Origin of the sequence: Ferrovum sp. JA12 (assembly GCF_001431705.1) — a bacterium.
GTDB lineage: Bacteria > Pseudomonadota > Gammaproteobacteria > Burkholderiales > Ferrovaceae > PN-J185.
In genome coordinates, this window is record NZ_LJWX01000002.1 from 861141 (window position 1) to 879062 (window position 17922).

Annotated in this window: 15 protein-coding genes; 1 reads left to right on the top strand and 14 read right to left on the bottom strand. The window is 41.3% G+C overall.

Annotated elements, in window-relative coordinates; genetic code table 11:
- Positions 1–18: 18 nt before the first annotated feature.
- Genes bamB through accA form a run of 9 tightly spaced genes read right to left on the bottom strand, consistent with a single transcriptional unit; the run spans position 19 to position 8857 of the window.
- Positions 19–1167, bottom strand: a complete 1149-nt coding sequence (gene bamB, locus FERRO_RS09070; protein WP_056930526.1) for an outer membrane protein assembly factor BamB — start codon at positions 1165–1167, stop codon at positions 19–21.
- On the bottom strand, positions 1167–1805 hold the full coding sequence (locus FERRO_RS09075) for a YfgM family protein (RefSeq protein WP_056930527.1): 639 nt from the start codon (positions 1803–1805) through the stop codon (positions 1167–1169). Before FERRO_RS09075 ends, bamB begins: the two co-directional genes overlap by 1 nt.
- A gap of 2 nt (positions 1806–1807) precedes the next feature.
- Positions 1808–3076: a histidine--tRNA ligase gene (hisS, locus tag FERRO_RS09080; RefSeq protein WP_056930528.1), complete on the bottom strand. Its 1269-nt coding sequence runs from the start codon at positions 3074–3076 to the stop codon at positions 1808–1810.
- 18 nt (positions 3077–3094) lie between these two features.
- Positions 3095–4312, bottom strand: a complete 1218-nt coding sequence (gene ispG / locus FERRO_RS09085; RefSeq protein ID WP_056930529.1) for a flavodoxin-dependent (E)-4-hydroxy-3-methylbut-2-enyl-diphosphate synthase — start codon at positions 4310–4312, stop codon at positions 3095–3097.
- Entirely contained in the window at positions 4312–4995 is a 684-nt protein-coding gene (locus tag FERRO_RS09090; RefSeq protein WP_056930530.1) for a helix-turn-helix domain-containing protein, read from the bottom strand. The genes ispG and FERRO_RS09090 overlap by 1 nt, the downstream gene beginning before the upstream one ends.
- A gap of 2 nt (positions 4996–4997) precedes the next feature.
- Positions 4998–6074: a 23S rRNA (adenine(2503)-C(2))-methyltransferase RlmN gene (gene rlmN / locus FERRO_RS09095; protein ID WP_056930531.1), complete on the bottom strand. Its 1077-nt coding sequence runs from the start codon at positions 6072–6074 to the stop codon at positions 4998–5000.
- A gap of 10 nt (positions 6075–6084) precedes the next feature.
- Positions 6085–6510 carry a nucleoside-diphosphate kinase gene (ndk, locus tag FERRO_RS09100; RefSeq protein ID WP_056930532.1) on the bottom strand — a complete coding sequence of 142 codons (426 nt, stop codon included), beginning with the start codon at positions 6508–6510 and terminating at the stop codon, positions 6085–6087.
- Between the two features lie 30 nt (positions 6511–6540).
- Positions 6541–7920 carry a tRNA lysidine(34) synthetase TilS gene (gene tilS / locus FERRO_RS09105; protein WP_056930533.1) on the bottom strand — a complete coding sequence of 460 codons (1380 nt, stop codon included), beginning with the start codon at positions 7918–7920 and terminating at the stop codon, positions 6541–6543.
- Positions 7892–8857, bottom strand: coding sequence for an acetyl-CoA carboxylase carboxyl transferase subunit alpha (accA, locus tag FERRO_RS09110; RefSeq protein ID WP_056930534.1), 966 nt, complete (start codon positions 8855–8857; stop codon positions 7892–7894). Before accA ends, tilS begins: the two co-directional genes overlap by 29 nt.
- A gap of 97 nt (positions 8858–8954) precedes the next feature.
- Between accA and FERRO_RS09115 the strand changes: the two genes are divergently transcribed.
- Entirely contained in the window at positions 8955–9515 is a 561-nt protein-coding gene (locus FERRO_RS09115; RefSeq protein ID WP_056930535.1) for a cob(I)yrinic acid a,c-diamide adenosyltransferase, read from the top strand.
- Here FERRO_RS09115 and FERRO_RS09120 read toward each other — a convergent pair.
- Genes FERRO_RS09120 through FERRO_RS09140 form a run of 5 tightly spaced genes read right to left on the bottom strand, consistent with a single transcriptional unit; the run spans position 9499 to position 17877 of the window.
- Positions 9499–10062 carry a DUF4337 domain-containing protein gene (locus tag FERRO_RS09120; RefSeq protein ID WP_056930536.1) on the bottom strand — a complete coding sequence of 188 codons (564 nt, stop codon included), beginning with the start codon at positions 10060–10062 and terminating at the stop codon, positions 9499–9501. The genes FERRO_RS09115 and FERRO_RS09120 overlap by 17 nt on opposite strands.
- 21 nt (positions 10063–10083) lie before the next feature.
- On the bottom strand, positions 10084–11157 hold the full coding sequence (gene aroG / locus FERRO_RS09125) for a 3-deoxy-7-phosphoheptulonate synthase AroG (protein ID WP_056930537.1): 1074 nt from the start codon (positions 11155–11157) through the stop codon (positions 10084–10086).
- 53 nt (positions 11158–11210) lie between these two features.
- Positions 11211–12650 (bottom strand): metalloprotease TldD, encoded by a 1440-nt coding sequence (gene tldD, locus FERRO_RS09130; RefSeq protein ID WP_152975737.1) that lies wholly within the window; start codon positions 12648–12650, stop codon positions 11211–11213.
- An 11-nt stretch (positions 12651–12661) separates the two neighbouring features.
- A complete protein-coding gene (locus FERRO_RS09135; protein ID WP_056930539.1) occupies positions 12662–13549 on the bottom strand; it encodes a carbon-nitrogen hydrolase family protein in 888 nt (295 codons plus the stop codon).
- 8 nt (positions 13550–13557) lie between these two features.
- Entirely contained in the window at positions 13558–17877 is a 4320-nt protein-coding gene (locus FERRO_RS09140; RefSeq protein ID WP_056930540.1) for a YhdP family phospholipid transporter, read from the bottom strand.
- Between the last annotated feature and the right edge of the window lie 45 nt (positions 17878–17922).

Here is a 17922-nt window from a genome sequence, read left to right on the forward strand (position 1 = left end):
AGAATTCATCCTTTGCTTTTATTTGCTTTCAGCAGTTATAACGTAAACGTGACCCGCTTGGGTTTGCAGGAAAAAAGTATTGCTATTAATGGCGACAGGTTGCATGGTAATCGCTGACCCATCGGTATCCAATCTTGAGATCTCAGTGCCATCAACAAGACTAAAAATATGGACAACCCCTTTAATATCACCCGCTACAATATAGTCAGAGCTTGCCACAGGCGATGATAAAAAACGATCTTTAAGGGTTTCATTTTTCCAATCTAAAACACCGCTGGAACGATAATAGGCATAGAGAATTCCCTTTTCATCCACTGCATAAACTTTATTAGTGGATGCGGTGATCGGTCCCACAGCACTCAAATCATGAGACCAAATAATATTTCCTCTTGGCAAATCAAGACAGGCAACCTTCCCTTGGTAACTGGCTGCGCAGACATCTGCCTCACCCAGACTAGGATGCCCCAACACATCATTCATTCGTTCCAGTTCAGTGGCGCCTCTTGGAATAGAAACAGCAGCCTCCCAACCAATATTTCCTGAGTTAACGTCTATAGCAAGTAAATGCCCGCCTGGAACGCCCACGAAGGCTGCTCCACGGGTTACCGTCATACCGGTAGCATTACGAAGTACAAGAGAGGGCATATTTCTAGCAAGCAGCCACTTTTGTGAACCATCCTCGGAGGAGAGTCCATAGATGTGGCCTTCTTCAGTGGTCACCACCACTATGTCATTAGAGGATTGCGGCGCAGAAGACATTTCACTACCCAAACTTACATGCCATTGAAGTTTCCCTTGAAGATCATAGGCATATAAGATACCTTTATTATCCGCAACAAAAATATCACCAGCGCCATAACCAATACCACTTGTTAAACGAACATCCGTATCAATTTTCCAATTTTCGTTACCATTTTCAATTTTATAGGCAACTATTTTGCCTCGGTTGGTGGCCACATAAATCATGTCCTCGGTTACCACGGGCTCCAGCAAAGGATTTTTACTAGAGCCAGGGTGATCAGACCACTTGATTGTGAAGTTTTGTTTCGCTTTAAGAGGTTTTAATTTTGACACAATAATAGAGCTTGAACTGCATGCAGACAAAACACCAATCAAGCCAAGCAAAAACCACGTTTTGAGAGGATTGATTAACCATTTTTTTTTCATTATGAGCCACTCCCACCCAACGCATCAAGCTTCACTTGATCCAATTGTTTAAATAAACTGTTTTTACTTCCCTGCTGATTCACCACTTGCTGATAACTCAAACGGGCCTCATTGGTTTTTCCCATAACAGTGTAGATATCCCCTTTTAAATCCATGGTGGCGGCAAACATCGCAGAGTCTTTATTTTGATTCAGTAAATCCAAGGCTTGGTTGAATTTTTTTTCATCGGCTAAAATACCCGCATGTCGTAGCCTAGCCAAATCCAATAACATAGCTTCATGGGTGTGCGCCTCCACCCAAGTGAGTTCGCTGATCGCCTCATTAAGATGTCCATTTTTATGACTTAAATAGGCACACAGAAAAGCAGATCGACTGGCCAGAGGATTGGAGGAGAAAGTTTCCTGTAACAGTTTGGCTTCTTGTAATAACTGTTTTTCATCCTGTTGACGGAAAGCATTTTGAACCACATTAAACATTGTTCCCGCCTTCTCATTTTGAGTTCTTTGGTAATAACTGTAGGCTTGAAATAGCATGTAACCGATTACCACCAGACCCATTCCTAATATGACGTATTTTCCATAGAGTTTCCACCAGGCTTTAATGTCCTCTATCTGCTCTTGTTCTTGATGATCGTACATATTTATTTCTCGTTAAAAAAGTCAATTAATTGAGACTGCGATAATAGTTGCTGCGCTCCTTGTCCGCGAAGCGGTTTAAGCGCAAATTGGCCACTAGACAATTCATTTTCACCAATAATCAAAGCAAAATGAGCTTGTGACTGATCTGCCCGCTTCATCTGATTCTTAAATCCGCCTTCCCCAGAATACACTAATACACGAATCTGATAGTCTCTTAATGTCTCTGCGATTTTAAAAGCTGCCTCAAGTGTTCCTGTCCCTTGATGAATAATATAAACCTGTGGTTCCGTGGGGATACTTACTAAATTACCTTCCTCTTCGATAAGTACCAACAAACGCTCAATACCCATGGCAAAACCACAGGCTGGAGTTGGTTTACCGCCCAACTGCTCAACCAATCTATCATAACGCCCACCGCCACAAATAGTACTTTGTGCACCAAGCAGGGTGGTCGTCCATTCAAAAACTGTTGCATTGTAGTAATCTAATCCCCGTACCAGCCTAGGATTAATGATATAGCTAATTCCTGCCGAATCTAATAGCTCTCGTAAACGTGTGAAATGATTGCGCGAATACTCATCTAACACATCCAATAATTTGGGAGCCTCTTGTATTAATTCGAGAAGATCAGGGTTTTTACTGTCTAAAATTCTTAAGGGATTAGTATGTAAGCGTCGTTTCGAATCCTCATCTAAGACTTCGTGATGCTGACTAAAATAATCGATTAATTGAGCGCGATAGGCATGCCTTGTCTCAAGACTCCCTATGCTATTTATTTCCAAATTCACATGTGTTAACCCTAAGCGTTGCCACAAGCGATGAGTCATGATGATCAGTTCAGCATCTGTATCAGGACCTGTAAATCCCAAGGCCTCCACTCCACACTGATGAAACTGACGATAACGGCCTTTTTGGGGGCGCTCATGACGAAACATAGGTCCTAGATACCATAGCTTTTGCGCACCGTTATAAAGAAGATTATGTTCAATGACTGAGCGCACACAGGAGGCCGTGCCCTCGGGGCGAAGTGTTAAACTATCGTGATTAAGACGATCTTCGAAACTATACATTTCTTTTTCAACAATATCGGTCACTTCCCCAATAGATCGCACAAAAAGAGCTGTATCCTCCACAATTGGAGTACGTATTTCAAGGTAGCCATACTCTACCAACCATTGTCTTAGTTCTTTTTCCAAGGCTGCCCACAAACCGGAATTTTGTGGGAGGATATCATTCATTCCTCTAATACCTTGAAGCTTCTGTTGCCCCATAACCCTACGACCCTTTAATTATTGATACTTTTTTTGGATATATTCGATAACAATGGATTTAAACTCTTCGGCAATAAAATCCCCTTTCAAGGTGACGGTTTTTTCACCATCCACATAAACAGGGGCCACGGGCCGCTCACCTGAACCTGGCAGACTAATTCCAATGTTAGCAAGCTTGCTCTCGCCAGGACCGTTCACCACACAACCCATTACTGCCACGTGAAGGGTTTCAACACCCTTATATTGTGTACGCCACAATGGCATGGAATCCCTTAAAAAAGACTGAATATCCTCAGCAAGCTCTTGAAAATAAGTACTAGTTGTTCTGCCGCAACCAGGACAGGCTGTCACCATGGGGGTAAAAGCTCGTAGTCCCATTGTTTGCAGTAACTCTTGCGCGACTCTCACCTCCCGCGTTCTGTCACCATTGGGTTCAGGCGTTAGAGAAACTCGAATAGTGTCACCAATCCCTTCCTGCAGTAAAATCCCCATCGCAACACTGGAAGCTACAATACCTTTACTGCCCATCCCAGCTTCCGTCAACCCCAAATGAAGCGGATAATCACACTGCTTAGCCAAATCTCGATAAACGTGAATCAAATCTTGAACACCGCTCACCTTACAAGAGAGGATAATTTTATCCTCCGCCAAACCCAATTGAAGAGCTGTTTTTGCGCTCTCAAGGGCTGATGCAATTAAGGCTTTCCTTGTTAACTCCTCGATGGGTAATGGGTTAACACTTTTAGCATTATCATCCATAAAACGTGCCAACATTTCTTGATCTAAACTACCCCAATTCACTCCGATACGAATAGGCTTGTCATACTGAATAGCCAAGGCAATTAGCGTAGCAAACTGCTCATCTTTTTTTGATCCACGCCCTACATTGCCAGGGTTAATACGATATTTATCAAGAGCTTTTGCGCACTCAGGAAACTCTGTTAATAACTTATGACCATTAAAATGAAAATCTCCAACAATGGGAACAGAACAGGCTGACTGGCGTAAAGCTTGAACAATGACAGGAACACTCCGTGCAGCCTCAGCGCTATTAACTGTTATTCTGACAATTTCCGAACCTGTCTGGACAAGAGCCAAGATTTGTTCAATTGTGCGATCAATGTCAGCGGTATCAGTATTAGTCATAGATTGCACAACAATGGGGGCATCTCCCCCCACCCTCACTTCTCCCACCTTTACCTCACGAGAGGCTCTTCGTTTAATAAGCGTATTCATCATTGATTAGTTTTATGATTGCTAACAGCCTCACCAGGCGAAGAATTGGTTTTCTCATTAGTGTTAGCTAAAGGTAATGGGTTGGATTGTGTCGGCTCGGCAAGGGGCGCAGTATTAATATCCACAGGCTTCACTAAGTCTTGAGTTGCTTCATGATTTTGCGGTGTCAAGCTAACCGTGGGAGGAGTTTGGATAGCGGAATTGTTATAACTTTCCTTTTTTTCAGCGGTATGTAGACCTGAAAGATGCAAGTAGTTTCTTTGAAACCATAAGATTAACGATAACAAAACAAGCAACAATATACCGATTAACACAGCTTTGAATCCAAATCGGTTGGAAGGACTCTTTGCCATAGAAAAACGAACACTTTTAGGTTGAACAGCTACTTCTTGTTTAGTAAAAGACTGAATTTTAGCGGCGGGCAAAACTCTCTCAAGCTCTAAAATCAATGGTTGTTCGTCAACGGATAGAAACTTAGCATAGGAGCGTAACATGGCACGAACAAGATAGGGACTTAACAGTTCATCAAACTTATCCTGCTCAAGATAAGTTAACTGTTTTATTGAAAACTTAAGTTTTCCACTGACTTGCTCAATGGATAAATCTTTTTGGATTCGCATTTGCTCCAACTGCTGACCTAAACTTAAAATTAAAGTAGATTGGTTATTTACATTGTCAGTCATCTTTACATCCCTGAAAATTTTTCATGGCGTCGGCTTTTATCTATCACCTTACCTGCTAACTGACCACAGGCGGCGTCTATATCATCACCTCTCGTTTTTCGAACCGTCACAATAAAACCATGCTCAATGAGCTGGCTTTTAAACCGGCGAATTCTCTCACCCGTTGAAGCCTCATATCCACTGTCTGGAAAAGGATTAAAGGGTATCAGATTAAACTTACATGGAATATCTTTAACTAATCCAATCAATTGTCTCGCATGCTCATCGGAATCATTAACATCCCTGAGCATGACATATTCAAATGTAATAAAGTCTCTAGGACCTGCCGACACATAAGACTGACAGGCTTGCATGAGTTGTTTTAATGGATATTTTTGATTAATAGGTACTAAAATATCCCGCAATTCATCATTGGGAGCATGAAGAGATACCGCCAAAGCAACAGGCATCTGTTCTTGCAAACGCATTAAGGCCGGAATCACTCCAGAGGTTGACAAAGTTACTCGTCTTCTTGATAAGCCGTATGCATGGTCGTCTAATAATAGGGACAAGGTATTGACCACTGCATCATAGTTCAACAAGGGTTCCCCCATACCCATTAACACCACATTACTAATCACTCGTTCTCCCTTTGGGTTTTTTCCTAAGGCTTTGTAAGCCCACCAAATTTGACCGATAATTTCTGCAGTGGTTAGATTACGATTAAAACCTTGTCGTCCCGTAGAGCAAAACGTACAAGCGAGGGCGCAACCCACTTGCGATGAAACACACAATGTCCCTCTGTCATCCTCCGGGATGAATACTGTTTCAATAGCATTTCCAGGTGTTAGTTGTAACAACCATTTCTTTGTCCCATCTAATGAGACTTGTTCTGACAGCAACGTTGGGACAGAAATGCTGGCTATTTCAGAGAGTTTTTCTCTTAATTGCTTGGCCACATCTGTCATTATAGAGAAATCAGATACACCCATTTGATGTATCCACTTCATCACTTGCTTGGCACGAAAAGGCTTCTCCCCGAGTTTATCAAAAAACCCAGTCAGCTCGTCTCGTGTTAATCCAAGCAAATTGATGGTCATTATTTTACTCTTAGCGAGTGTAAACGTTCAAAGCTGGGAAAAAATAAGCAATTTCAACCGCTGCCGTCTCAGGGGCGTCAGAACCATGTACAGCGTTTGCATCAATACTGTCAGCAAAGTCGGCACGAATTGTTCCAGTAGCGGCTTTTTTAGGATCTGTGGCGCCCATTAAATCACGGTTTTTTAAAATCGCCCCTTCCCCCTCAAGTACCTGAATCATCACTGGTCCGGAAATCATAAAAGAGACTAAATCTTTAAAAAATGGACGTTCTTGATGAACCGCATAGAATCCCTCAGCCTCTGCTTGAGACAAGTGGGTCATACGGGCTGCAACAATTTTAAGTCCAGCTTGTTCAAAACGAGTGTAAATTTGCCCAATCACATTTTTCTCAACTGCATCGGGTTTAATAATCGATAGGGTACGCTCAATAGCCATGACAACACTCCAAAATTAAAGTAAAAAACACTAGATTTTAACATGCGAGCCCCCTCCCTGACCATGACTTATATTAAAACGCCATGCCAACTCAACACCCCACTCATCTGGAGATGCTTGGTGCTCTACACTAACCCCTATACCTGGAATAGCAACTATTCCTTGTTGGTTCATAATGAATGGCCAATAATCCCTGGCCCACAAAGGGATATCAAGCTCCTGAAAAATTTTTTTTATGGCTTTATGAGGACGATGAGGGTGAATTTTAATGGATTCTCCCCCACGTCGCCTTGATACTACCACTCCATGATTTAAGGACTCTACGTTGATTCCAGCGCCAAAAACTGGACTGCTAGTCAAGATTCCGACCCCTGGAATATCAATCTCTTCCATTGGCCATTGACGCAGTTCAAATGAAACCCAAGCTTCAAGGTTGGCAATCACATACCAATATCCTCTGTCACTCACTAGGGAAATATTAGCAAAACTCAGACGAGGATGTTTGTCAGGTTGTGCGAGTAGTACCTGTTGCCACCAATTAAGCCATTGACTCTGTTGAGGCACAGGTAAACCTTGCTTAGCCAACCAGTAACGAATTAAGTTTGCTGCCCGCTCTTCACCCAGAGAGATCACTTTTTCCGCCACCAAACTATTTTCATGGGCGCAAAAAAGTACATCAATTTGTGCTAAATCATTTAATAGTTTTTGGGCTTTTACAAAATGTGAGCGAGTACGTTCAGCAACGTCAAGCCAATGAGGAAACTTCTGCTCAATAACAGGTGTTAAAATTTGACGAATATAATTACGCTGGTAATAAACGTTTTGGTTTGACGGATCTTCAATCCACTTTAACTGATAACGATTCGCTAACTCAAGAATTTCAGCGCGTGATACCTGTAAAAAAGGTCTTAGTAATTGCACCGCTGACCCCGCAAGCAAGCGCTGCTCTGGCATGGCTGAAAGGCCAGGTAAACCAGCACCTCTAAAGAATTGTGTTAACAGTGTTTCGGCTTGATCGTTAGCATGATGAGCTAAAAGTAAAAAGTCTGTTGGAGTATTTTTAAAAATATTATAGCGCGCTGTACGTGCTGCATTCTCAAGGCCCAACCCTGCATTTAAATCACACTCCACTCTTTCAATAGAGAGCGGAATACTCCAGTCTTGACATATGGAAGTCACAAACTCTTCCATAGATTTGTTGATGGGTTGCAATTGATGGTTAATGTGTAAGGCATGCAAAGAGAGGGGTAAAAGATCGGCAAGTTTCCAGCAGACATATAACAACACTACAGAATCTAATCCACCGCTTACTGCCACGGTAATATGAAACTGTTGATCAGATATATATTTTTTTAAAATCTGACCAACTGTATCAATTAAATTAACTGCGGGTTTCCTTGAACTTGCCATAACTCATTAGTCTTTCATAACGACGGGCAAGAAGCTCTTCAACTGACAGATCAATAACAGATTTTAATGCTTCTTGTAACGCGCGTCGAAGAGTTTGTGCCATAACCGGAATATCCCGATGAGCGCCCCCTAGGGGTTCACTAACAATTTTATCAATCAACCCTAAACTTTTAAGACGAGGTGCAGTAATATTTAAGGCTTCGGCCGCATCACTGGTTTTGTCACCTGTTTTCCATAAAATAGCAGCGCAACCCTCTGGCGATATCACAGAATATACCGAGTATTGCAACATGAGTGTCGTATCTCCTACAGCAATAGCCAGAGCACCGCCTGACCCTCCCTCACCAATAATAGTAGAGATAATAGGGGTTCTTAAGGCAGCCATCTCGTATAAATTTCTACCAATAGCCTCAGACTGACCTCTTTCTTCTGCTCCAATTCCAGGATAAGCACCTGGCGTATCGATAAAGGTCATAATCGGCATGTTAAACTTCTCAGCCAATCGCATTAATCGTAATGCTTTACGATACCCCTCGGGACGGGCTTGCCCAAAATTCCGATAAATTCTATCTTTGGTGTCACGTCCCTTTTGGTGACCAATAATCATAACTGGTTTTTCTTGGAATCGAGCAATCCCCCCTACAATAGCAGGATCATCAGCGAAACTTCTATCACCGTGTAACTCTTCAAAATCTGTGAAAATATGTTCAATGTAGTCAAGTGTGTAGGGACGCTGACTGTGTCGTGCCACTTGGGCTATCTGCCAAGCACTTAAGTTAGCATAGATTTCTTTAGTCAGTGTTTGACTCTTTTTTTGTAGACGCTCAATCTCTTGAGAAATATCAACAGCAGAGTCTTCTTGAACAAAACGAAGATCTTCAATCTTGGCTTCTAATTCACCGATGGGTTGCTCGAATTCTAAAAAAACAGTTTTCATACAGTAATAAGCTTAATTATGGCAAGATTAGCGAACAAAACATTATTATAACGGTCTGTGACTAACAAGGCTAATAAACATTTCAAGAGACACCATCATGGGTAACAGACTCACTCGCTTATACACTAAAACTGGAGACGCAGGGACAACGGGGCTTGGTGATGGAAGCCGGGTTGATAAAGACCATTTTCGTGTTGAAGTCATGGGGGATATTGATGAATTAAATAGTATTTTAGGTATCCTATTGTCCTATCCCATTGACCAGAATATTCAAAACGAATTAACTCAAATACAGCATGACTTATTCGACCTTGGTGCCGAAATGTGTATTCCAGGTCACTTGGTCATTACAGAAAAGCGTGTTGCAGAGCTTGAAGAGCGTCTTGATTCCTATAATGCCAATCTGAGTGCACTAAAAGAATTTATTCTACCGGGAGGAAACCAAGCGGCGGCTATCTGTCACCATGCCAGAACCGTATGCAGACGAGCCGAGCGTCGTATAGTCTCTTTAAGTCATCACGAAATGATTTCTGCTTACGCTATGCAATACATTAATCGTCTATCCGATTATTTATTTGTCATAGCCAGGGAAATTAACCGGCTGTCAAATACGCCAGACGTACTCTGGCGTAGCCTTAAAACTAAAGATAAGCCATAAAGGCTAAGGTAATTCCTATGACAGCACCTATACCTGTAGGTATAAGTAGCCATTTACGATTAGTAAGAACTGTTACAGAAGCTAAGGCAATAGCAATTTGTAAAAAAGTCATAGCTCTTGCTAAGTAATGGTGAGGGTGAAAAGCCTTTTCTGCTAATTTATTTTCTTCCTCAGATCTTGACTCAAAGGACTCAGCTTTTTCTTTGATTAGTGCTTTTTCTTTTTCATAACGAATTGCTTCATTTTGATATTTGATTTTACTGGCTCCAGAAGCAAAATCTTGTGCAATAGAGACTAAATTCCCCTTCATACTCTTAGCCTGATAATAACTCCACTGATCGCTAGCATGTGCTTTTAACAGTACAGCTTCATTTTTATGAAAAAGTGCTTCATTTTGCGCAGTGCTACCAAGATAACTGACTACTGCCCCAACGGAGGCCAGAATCGCCGTGAATACAGCAACCTGTTGCGCTAAGGGAATGCCGTGACCAGCTTGGTGCTCTAATTCATGTTCATGAGAACCGTGAACGTGAAACTCATCTTCCATTTAGTACTCTCCCTGATACTTTTATCTATTATTTTGACGACGTAGACGGATACTTAAGGCCAGGTGATCTAATATTGTTTCCGTGTCAGCAAATGACACACATGCATCGGTTATACTTTGCCCATATGTCAAAGATTTCCCCGATTCAAGATCTTGTCTACCCCCAACAATGTGACTCTCAATCATTACCCCCATTATGCGCTTTTCACCTTGTATGATTTGATTCGCCACATTCTCAGACACTATTAATTGTTTTTGCGGATCTTTTTGACTATTAGCATGGCTAAAATCGATCATCACTTTTGCAGATAAGCCAGCTTTTACAAGCTCTGCATTGGCCATCTCAATACTTTCAGCATCATAGTTAGTAGATTTCCCGCCACGGAGAATAACATGACAATCTTCATTACCATTGGTGGCGACAATGGCAGAGTGTCCAGCTTTTGTTACTGACAAAAAGTGGTGGGGTTGCTGAGCGGCACGAATAGCATCAATAGCAATTTTTAGGTTGCCGTCTGTTCCATTTTTAAAACCCACTGGACACGACAATCCTGAAGCCAACTCTCGATGAACCTGACTTTCAGTGGTGCGCGCACCGATAGCCCCCCAACTGATTAAATCCGCAAAATACTGGGGTGTAATCAAATCTAAAAATTCCGTTCCCGCCGGCATACCCATTTCGTTTATTTCAAGCAATAATCCGCGTGCAAGCTTTAAGCCTTCATTGATTTGAAACGTACCATCTAAATATGGATCGTTAATTAGCCCTTTCCAACCCACAGTGGTTCTGGGTTTCTCAAAATACACACGCATGACAATTAATAACTCGCTGGCATACTTCTCTTTTAAAGGCTTTAACATCGACGCATATTCCATGGCAGCTACTGGATCATGAATGGAACATGGACCTACAATCACTAGTAAGCGATCGTCATCGTTTTGTAAAATATGATGAATTTGTTGGCGTGTTGAAGAAACTACGGTAGATGCGTTCTCAGAAATTGGGAATTCACGTAACAAATGTGCTGGAGGTGAAAGCTCTTTAATTTCACGAATTCTCAAGTCATCAGTCTTAAAAAGGTGATCAGTATTCATTTGGTTCTATAAACCTATATTAAAATTTTAAATTAAAGCAATATTCTAGCAGACTAAATTGTCCCACCCACCGTCAAACCATCTATCCTTAAAGTAGGTTGGCCGACTCCCACAGGAACACTTTGCCCCTCCTTGCCACACACTCCCACACCAGGGTCAAGGGTCATATCATTACCAATCATAGAAACCTTAGTTAATACATCCGGGCCGTTACCAATGAGTGTTGCCCCTTTAACCGGATAAGTTAATTTTCCATTCTCTATCATCCAAGCTTCCGCTGCAGAAAACACGAATTTCCCGCTGGTAATATCAACCTGCCCCCCGCCAAAATTAACCGCATAAATGCCTTTTTCAACGGAAGCTATGATGTCCTGAGCTGGCGTATTACCATTTAACATATAAGTATTGGTCATACGCGGCATGGGTAAATGTGCAAAGGACTCGCGTCGCGCATTACCAGTTACTGGCATATCCATTAATCGTGCGTTAAGGCTATCCTGTAAATAGCCTTTCAAAATCCCATTTTCAATCAGCACCGTTGCTTGGGTCGGATTACCCTCATCATCGCAATTGAGCGAACCGCGACGATTAGCGATGGTTCCATCATCTAATACTGTTACACCAGGAGAGGCTACCCGCTGACCAATTCGTCCTGAAAAAGCAGAGGAACCCTTACGATTAAAGTCTCCCTCCAGCCCGTGACCAATTGCCTCATGCAATAAAATCCCAGGCCAGCCTGGTCCTAATACGACGGGCATTAAACCTGCAGGAGCTGGCTTTGCGTCTAAATTGGTCAAAGCTTGATGCACCGCTTTTTTAGCATAGTCTTCCAGAATTTCGTCGGTAAAATACTCATAGCCAAAACGACCACCTCCTCCACCTGAACCCTGTTCACGTAGTCCATTTTGTTCTGCAATAACTTGAAGAGAAAGACGAACTAGAGGCCTAATATCCGTTGCCATATGTCCGTCACTGCGAGCCACTAAAACCACCTCATATTGAGCGGCCAGTGAGGCCATGACTTGCGTTATTCGCGGATCTAATGATTTGGCAATTTTTTCAATTTTCTCTAACAAAAGGACTTTTTTGTCATCGGCTAGAGTTAATAAAGGATCAAAACTTGGGTATAACTGCCTCGATAAAGAACTGTAGGTCAGTTTTGAGACACTGCTGTCACGACCACTGTGAGCGATTGAGCGCGTAGCCTTAGCAATCTCTTGCAGACTAGATAATTGAATGTCATCAGAGTAGGCAAAAGCAGTTCTCTCACCGCTCACCGCTCTCACGCCAACACCTTGTTCAATATGAAAAGACCCTGATTTCACCTGACCTTCTTCTAAACTCCAACCTTCAGCTCTACTGTACTGAAAATACAAATCTGCGTAATCTACTTGATGAGTCAATATTGAACCCAGAACTTGCTCCAGCTGGCCAATACCTAGACCATAAGGTTCGAGAAGTATAGATTGTGCGCTTTTAAAAGTTGCATTCATGACCATAATCCTTATTTCTTTACTGTTTGTGCTTGTATACTGAGCGTCCGATGTTGGAGTGCAGGCAAACTTGTTCTCAATTCATTAATGTGAATAGGGTTAACTCCAGCAATAACCACACCAGAGCCCCTTTGAAGACGATCTAATACTACCCCCCAAGGATCTACGATCATACTTGAACCATGTGTTTCTCGGCCATTCATATGATACCCCCCTTGCGCTGGAGCGATAACATAACTCAGATTTTCAATAGCTCTTGCTCTGATTAGGGTCTCCCAGTGAGCTTTACCAGTGGTTTCAGTAAAAGCAGAGGGAACAAAAATTAAATCACAATCACCCATGGCTCTATAGAGTTCAGGAAAACGCAAATCATAGCAAATGGATAAACCTATTTTTCCAAAGGGACTATCTAGAGTTACCACCTGATGACCAGGCTCGATAGTTTTAGATTCATCGTATTTCTCTGCGCCACGCTGAAAATCAAATAAATGAATCTTATCGTAACGGGCCACACATTGTCCCTTGTGATCATAAACAAGGCAACTATTACGAATTTTATTACCTTGGTCACTTTTTAAAGGAATGGATCCACCAATAATCCAAACTCCAAGGCGTTTTGCTGAACGTGATAAGAAATCTTGAATAGGACCGGCGCCAAATGACTCCGCTACTTTCACTTTATCCATCTCTTTCATGCCCATAATGGCAAAATATTCAGGTAACCCAATAATGGCTGCACCTTGGTTAGCCGCCATTTTCATTAAACGACCCGCCTCTAGTAAATTGGCATCAACGTGCGGGCCAGAGGCCATTTGAATGGCAGCAGCCCGAAAGTTACCAGGCAATAATTTCGCTTTACCAAATCCAGAATCCTTCTGCTTAGTTATTACTTTAGTCATCATTTCTCTTAATTAACCGCCTTTTCCGTTGCATCAAAATTTGTGTCCACAGTATCCACTTGAGGGTTATCCCAGCTACCATAGATACGGTACTCATAAGACAATACCTTGTCTAATGGGTTACGTAAAATTTTCTGCACTAGATAGGCCGCTGCCCCCACAACAGGCCCACCAATGAGCGCTCCAGCTAGAGATACATCACCTCCCACTGCCGGATCAACTTTCACTTTCAAATCAGAGGTTTCCTGCGTGAAATCAATCAAACCTTTCAACTTAACACGCGCCGCAGGACCTGACATGACAAAATCAGGGGTATTTAGCACCCCTTCTTTAATAATAAATTCACCTTTAACTGTATCAAAAGCAAAACCCTGAGAAAAAATATCATGAAAATCAAGGGTTATTCTTCTAGGTAAACTTTGTAGACTAAATAAACCAATAATTCGTCCAGCACCACCAGGATCTACTTTTGAAAACTGTCCATCATGTAAATCTACATTCATCGTACCCGATGCATAATCAAAATCATAATCCTTGGGTCCACCTGACCATGATAAATTCGCATTAATGATTCCATCTCCACGAGCCATCAGGTTGTTATAGCCCATCGCTTTTAATAAATTACCGTAATTTTTTGCATCAATGGCTAACTTAATTTCGGTTTTGGTTTGCTCTCCCCCACTACCCAACCATTGACCAGTCCCTTGTATTTCTCCACCCTCAGTATTGGCAAAGAAACGGCTTATATGCCAAGCGTTTTCTTGCCTTTGTGCAGCAAACTCAACATGAGATAACTTCTTTTTTCCAAACTGACAATGCTCAGCAATAAGGTCAATGTCAGGCATTTCCTTTAAATCATCAAGGTTAGCCAGGTTAGATGGAAGAACTTTCTTAGTGGTTTTAGGCCCAGGGCTATTATCTTTTTCCTGTTGTGAAATAGTGTCTGGAATAACTAACTGAGAAAAATTAGCTTTAATAAATCCTTGGTTTTCTTTATCCCAGTTAATGGATCCATTGACTTGCACTCCTTGAATACTCACGGACCATTGATGTTTGAGCCAGCTTGCTTGTAACCGATGCTTAAGCCAAGTTCTCTTCCGCCAGACAACATTATTAACTGTCACATCAATATTATTAACACTACCGAACATATTATTTGTCGCAGCGACTTTCTTTTTTTGATTTTCGTTAATGGGGGATTGCCATTGATTTGCATGACTATCCCAAAAACTCGTCAAATCATCAATATTACTATTTTCTAATTGTCCCATTACAGAGAAACCAGGCCCTACCTGACCCAAATAAGGTCCTCCTAAATTGACGACTCCGCGCGTTGCGTTGAAGCTTCCATCTGATTGAGACTCGTATATAATTTTCGTACCAAACCAAGAATCCACATTTAAACTCATTTGAGTTTTTCCGCTTTCTAAAGGTTCTATGATTAAAGTAACAGGTAACGATTGAGTGGAAGTTTTTTGATATTCTCCCGGTCCATCAATACTGACTCCTTTCAAGTTACTGGTAAAAACAATTGTGGTAACAGTGTCTCTTTTTTCAAAACGTCCGTGCCAAGCGAAAGTACCCCGGCACAGTGAATTGATTTTATTTAAACCCAAACGAGACAGCGAAGGAATATCACTGTGCCCAGACATATCAGCAATAATCAGGTTAGAGAGAGAACCTTTTACTGTCATAAAAACAGGTTTTTTTAACACCAAAGCAGCTAAAGAAAAGCTTATATCATCATATTTCTTACTCAATAAGATATGACCATTCCAGTTAACGGAGCTATCAAGGGATGCCCATAGGGGGTTAGGGAATAAAACATTTAAGCTCTTCATGGAGGTATTACCTAACAAAGCTAAATCTATTAATCCATCAGAACGTGTGGAGAGATGAATGCCGACTGGTTCACCCACTAAAAGCGCCGTGCTGTCTAATAGAATATCAGTCTTATTTTTATTAAACTTAAATAGTGCTGTCCAGTTAGACTGGCCCGATACCTTTTTTAACAGTGAGTTACCATACACTCCGTAGAGTTGGCTTGCGTCAGCCACTCCTTGTGCTTTTAAAACCGTATTCTTGTTACTATCAGTTGAAAATATAAGACTCGCCTCTCCACCCAAAATAGAAGCTGTTAAACGGTCTGAGTCCAAACCTGATTCAGTAAAACGCAAATGTCCATTTAACGCATTAACAGGAGGAATACTTTTATTACCATCATCCAATGTTGCATCAATGAACTGAAAATCCCCCCTTAATGTGGTATCAACAGAATGTATTAAAGGTATTTGTAACTTTAAAGACAACTCCCCAAGACCAGAACCCACCAGTGAATCTGCGACATGGTTAATGTAACCACTCACTGGACTATTCTTAATAAAATTTAGCGCTTCCTTGACTGATGTATGGATACTCCCGTCCACAAATAACACTTCATTACCATGAACGAGGTCGGGAATCGAAATCATTACGTTGTTTATCTGATTGTTTAAAATAGTCCCTGCCTTAGCTTTAAACCCCAACGCCGCCTCTTTTATGTAGAAATCTCCAGCTACATGATCAATTATCGGCCACTTGTTATTAAAATTTACTTGTGCATCAAATACTGTTGCGTTCACTGTAAACTTTCCAATTTGATCAGTGGCAAATGGAAACTGTTGTAAATCTCCATCAAGATTAAAATTCACTTCTTTTGTAAAACCCTTAACCAATCCAGTTTTCAGCCAATCTCTGGTATCTTTATTGACCGTTAAGGGCATATAGCGCCAGATAGCGTTTAGATTCGCTCTTTGTAATTTGCCATGTAAGTGAGTCTGTTTAGGAGTAGTTGCATTAAACTCCATGGATCCTGAAAAGTCACCGGACAGATCAGCATTAGACACATTAATGTTGTTAATACTTAGAATCACTTGATCAGCATTATGTAACCAATTGATATCAACAGTATATTGATCTATATAATTGGGATAGGGGAATATTTGAGGATAATTTAAGGTTAAAGAGGATCCCTGTCCTTTAACAGCTCCCCCATCATTTCGCAAATCTATATGTCCAGTAAAATCATGTATGGCGGGAAACGATTGGTATGGATTAAGGCCAAACCGGTCTAAATCTAAGCTAGCCTGATACTGCTGAGGGACAGTCAAATCTCCTTGCCATGAAATATTGATATGATTGACGTCTCCTTGCATGCCCAACTTATACCAAAAATGTCTTTGACTCTCTGTCATAGGAAGCTGATCTATATTATTGTGGATGTCATTGATGACCAACTCTTTGGCAGTAAAACGATTAAAACTATTATTAATGAGTAGTGTAAGGTTCAATGGGTGCGATATTTTAATAGAACTGTTACCACGCACTGCCAGTTCTCTAACAGTTAAGTCAAAACCCTTTTCTAACTGATTAAAGCTTAAGTGCCCTTGTAATTGATCTACATCGAAATCATGAAGTGCTTGATCAAATCGACCTTTAAGATTGTATAAATCAATATCAGTATCAATACCTATCTGAAAATGTTCACGGAGAGAGAATACTGCATTAAACGAACCATATCCTTTTTTTAAAGGATGTAGCGATGCAAACCAAGGCGTCAGAGAAGTCAGATTAAAATGATGGGTTGACCATTTTAACTGCCCATGCCAAGCACTAAGGTTACTGGATTGATTGCCATACAGTGCGCCCTCAATGCTCATCGCCTCGCCAAAATAAGGATCGGGTAAGACTGTTCCTTTAATCCAATGTTGACTTAAAGAGTTTTTTAATTCGACATGAATCTCTCGAAAAAGATAAGTCGGTTGCGCTGTCATCTTATCTCTAAAAACGAGTTTTTTCACCGTTAGATTGCAATGCCCCTGTTCGATTAACCAATGTAAAAAGGGATTTTTTTCACTGTTAGATTTAGAAATAGGTAAAGTAGATAAATACCATTGCCCTTGCTTATCTCGATCCACATCCACTTCATCAACCACAATTTTCAAACGACTAAAGTCTAAGCGTGCTTTAAATAAATTTAGTAAGGACAACCTGGCTTCAAGGGAGGGAACACTAAGAATGGGTTGATGTTGCTCATTCAGGACAACTATACCTTTAAGAAGTACCCCTGGTTGAAACGCCCACGGGGCATGCTCAATAGACCCAATAGAAATATCAAGACCCGTAGTATGTTGAAATAACTCTATTAATTGCGGACGATAGCGATCGGGGTCTCTTAGCGCAAAAGCCTGTAAGGCAAACCAGATCAGCGAGAGGAGCACCATCCCCACCAGGCTGAATCGAAGTAACTGTTTTGGCAAAGCGCAGAGATTTTTTTTCAATGCTTTCATAAGTTATTAATTATAACGGTTTTATTGTACCTGAGGCGGGCCAGA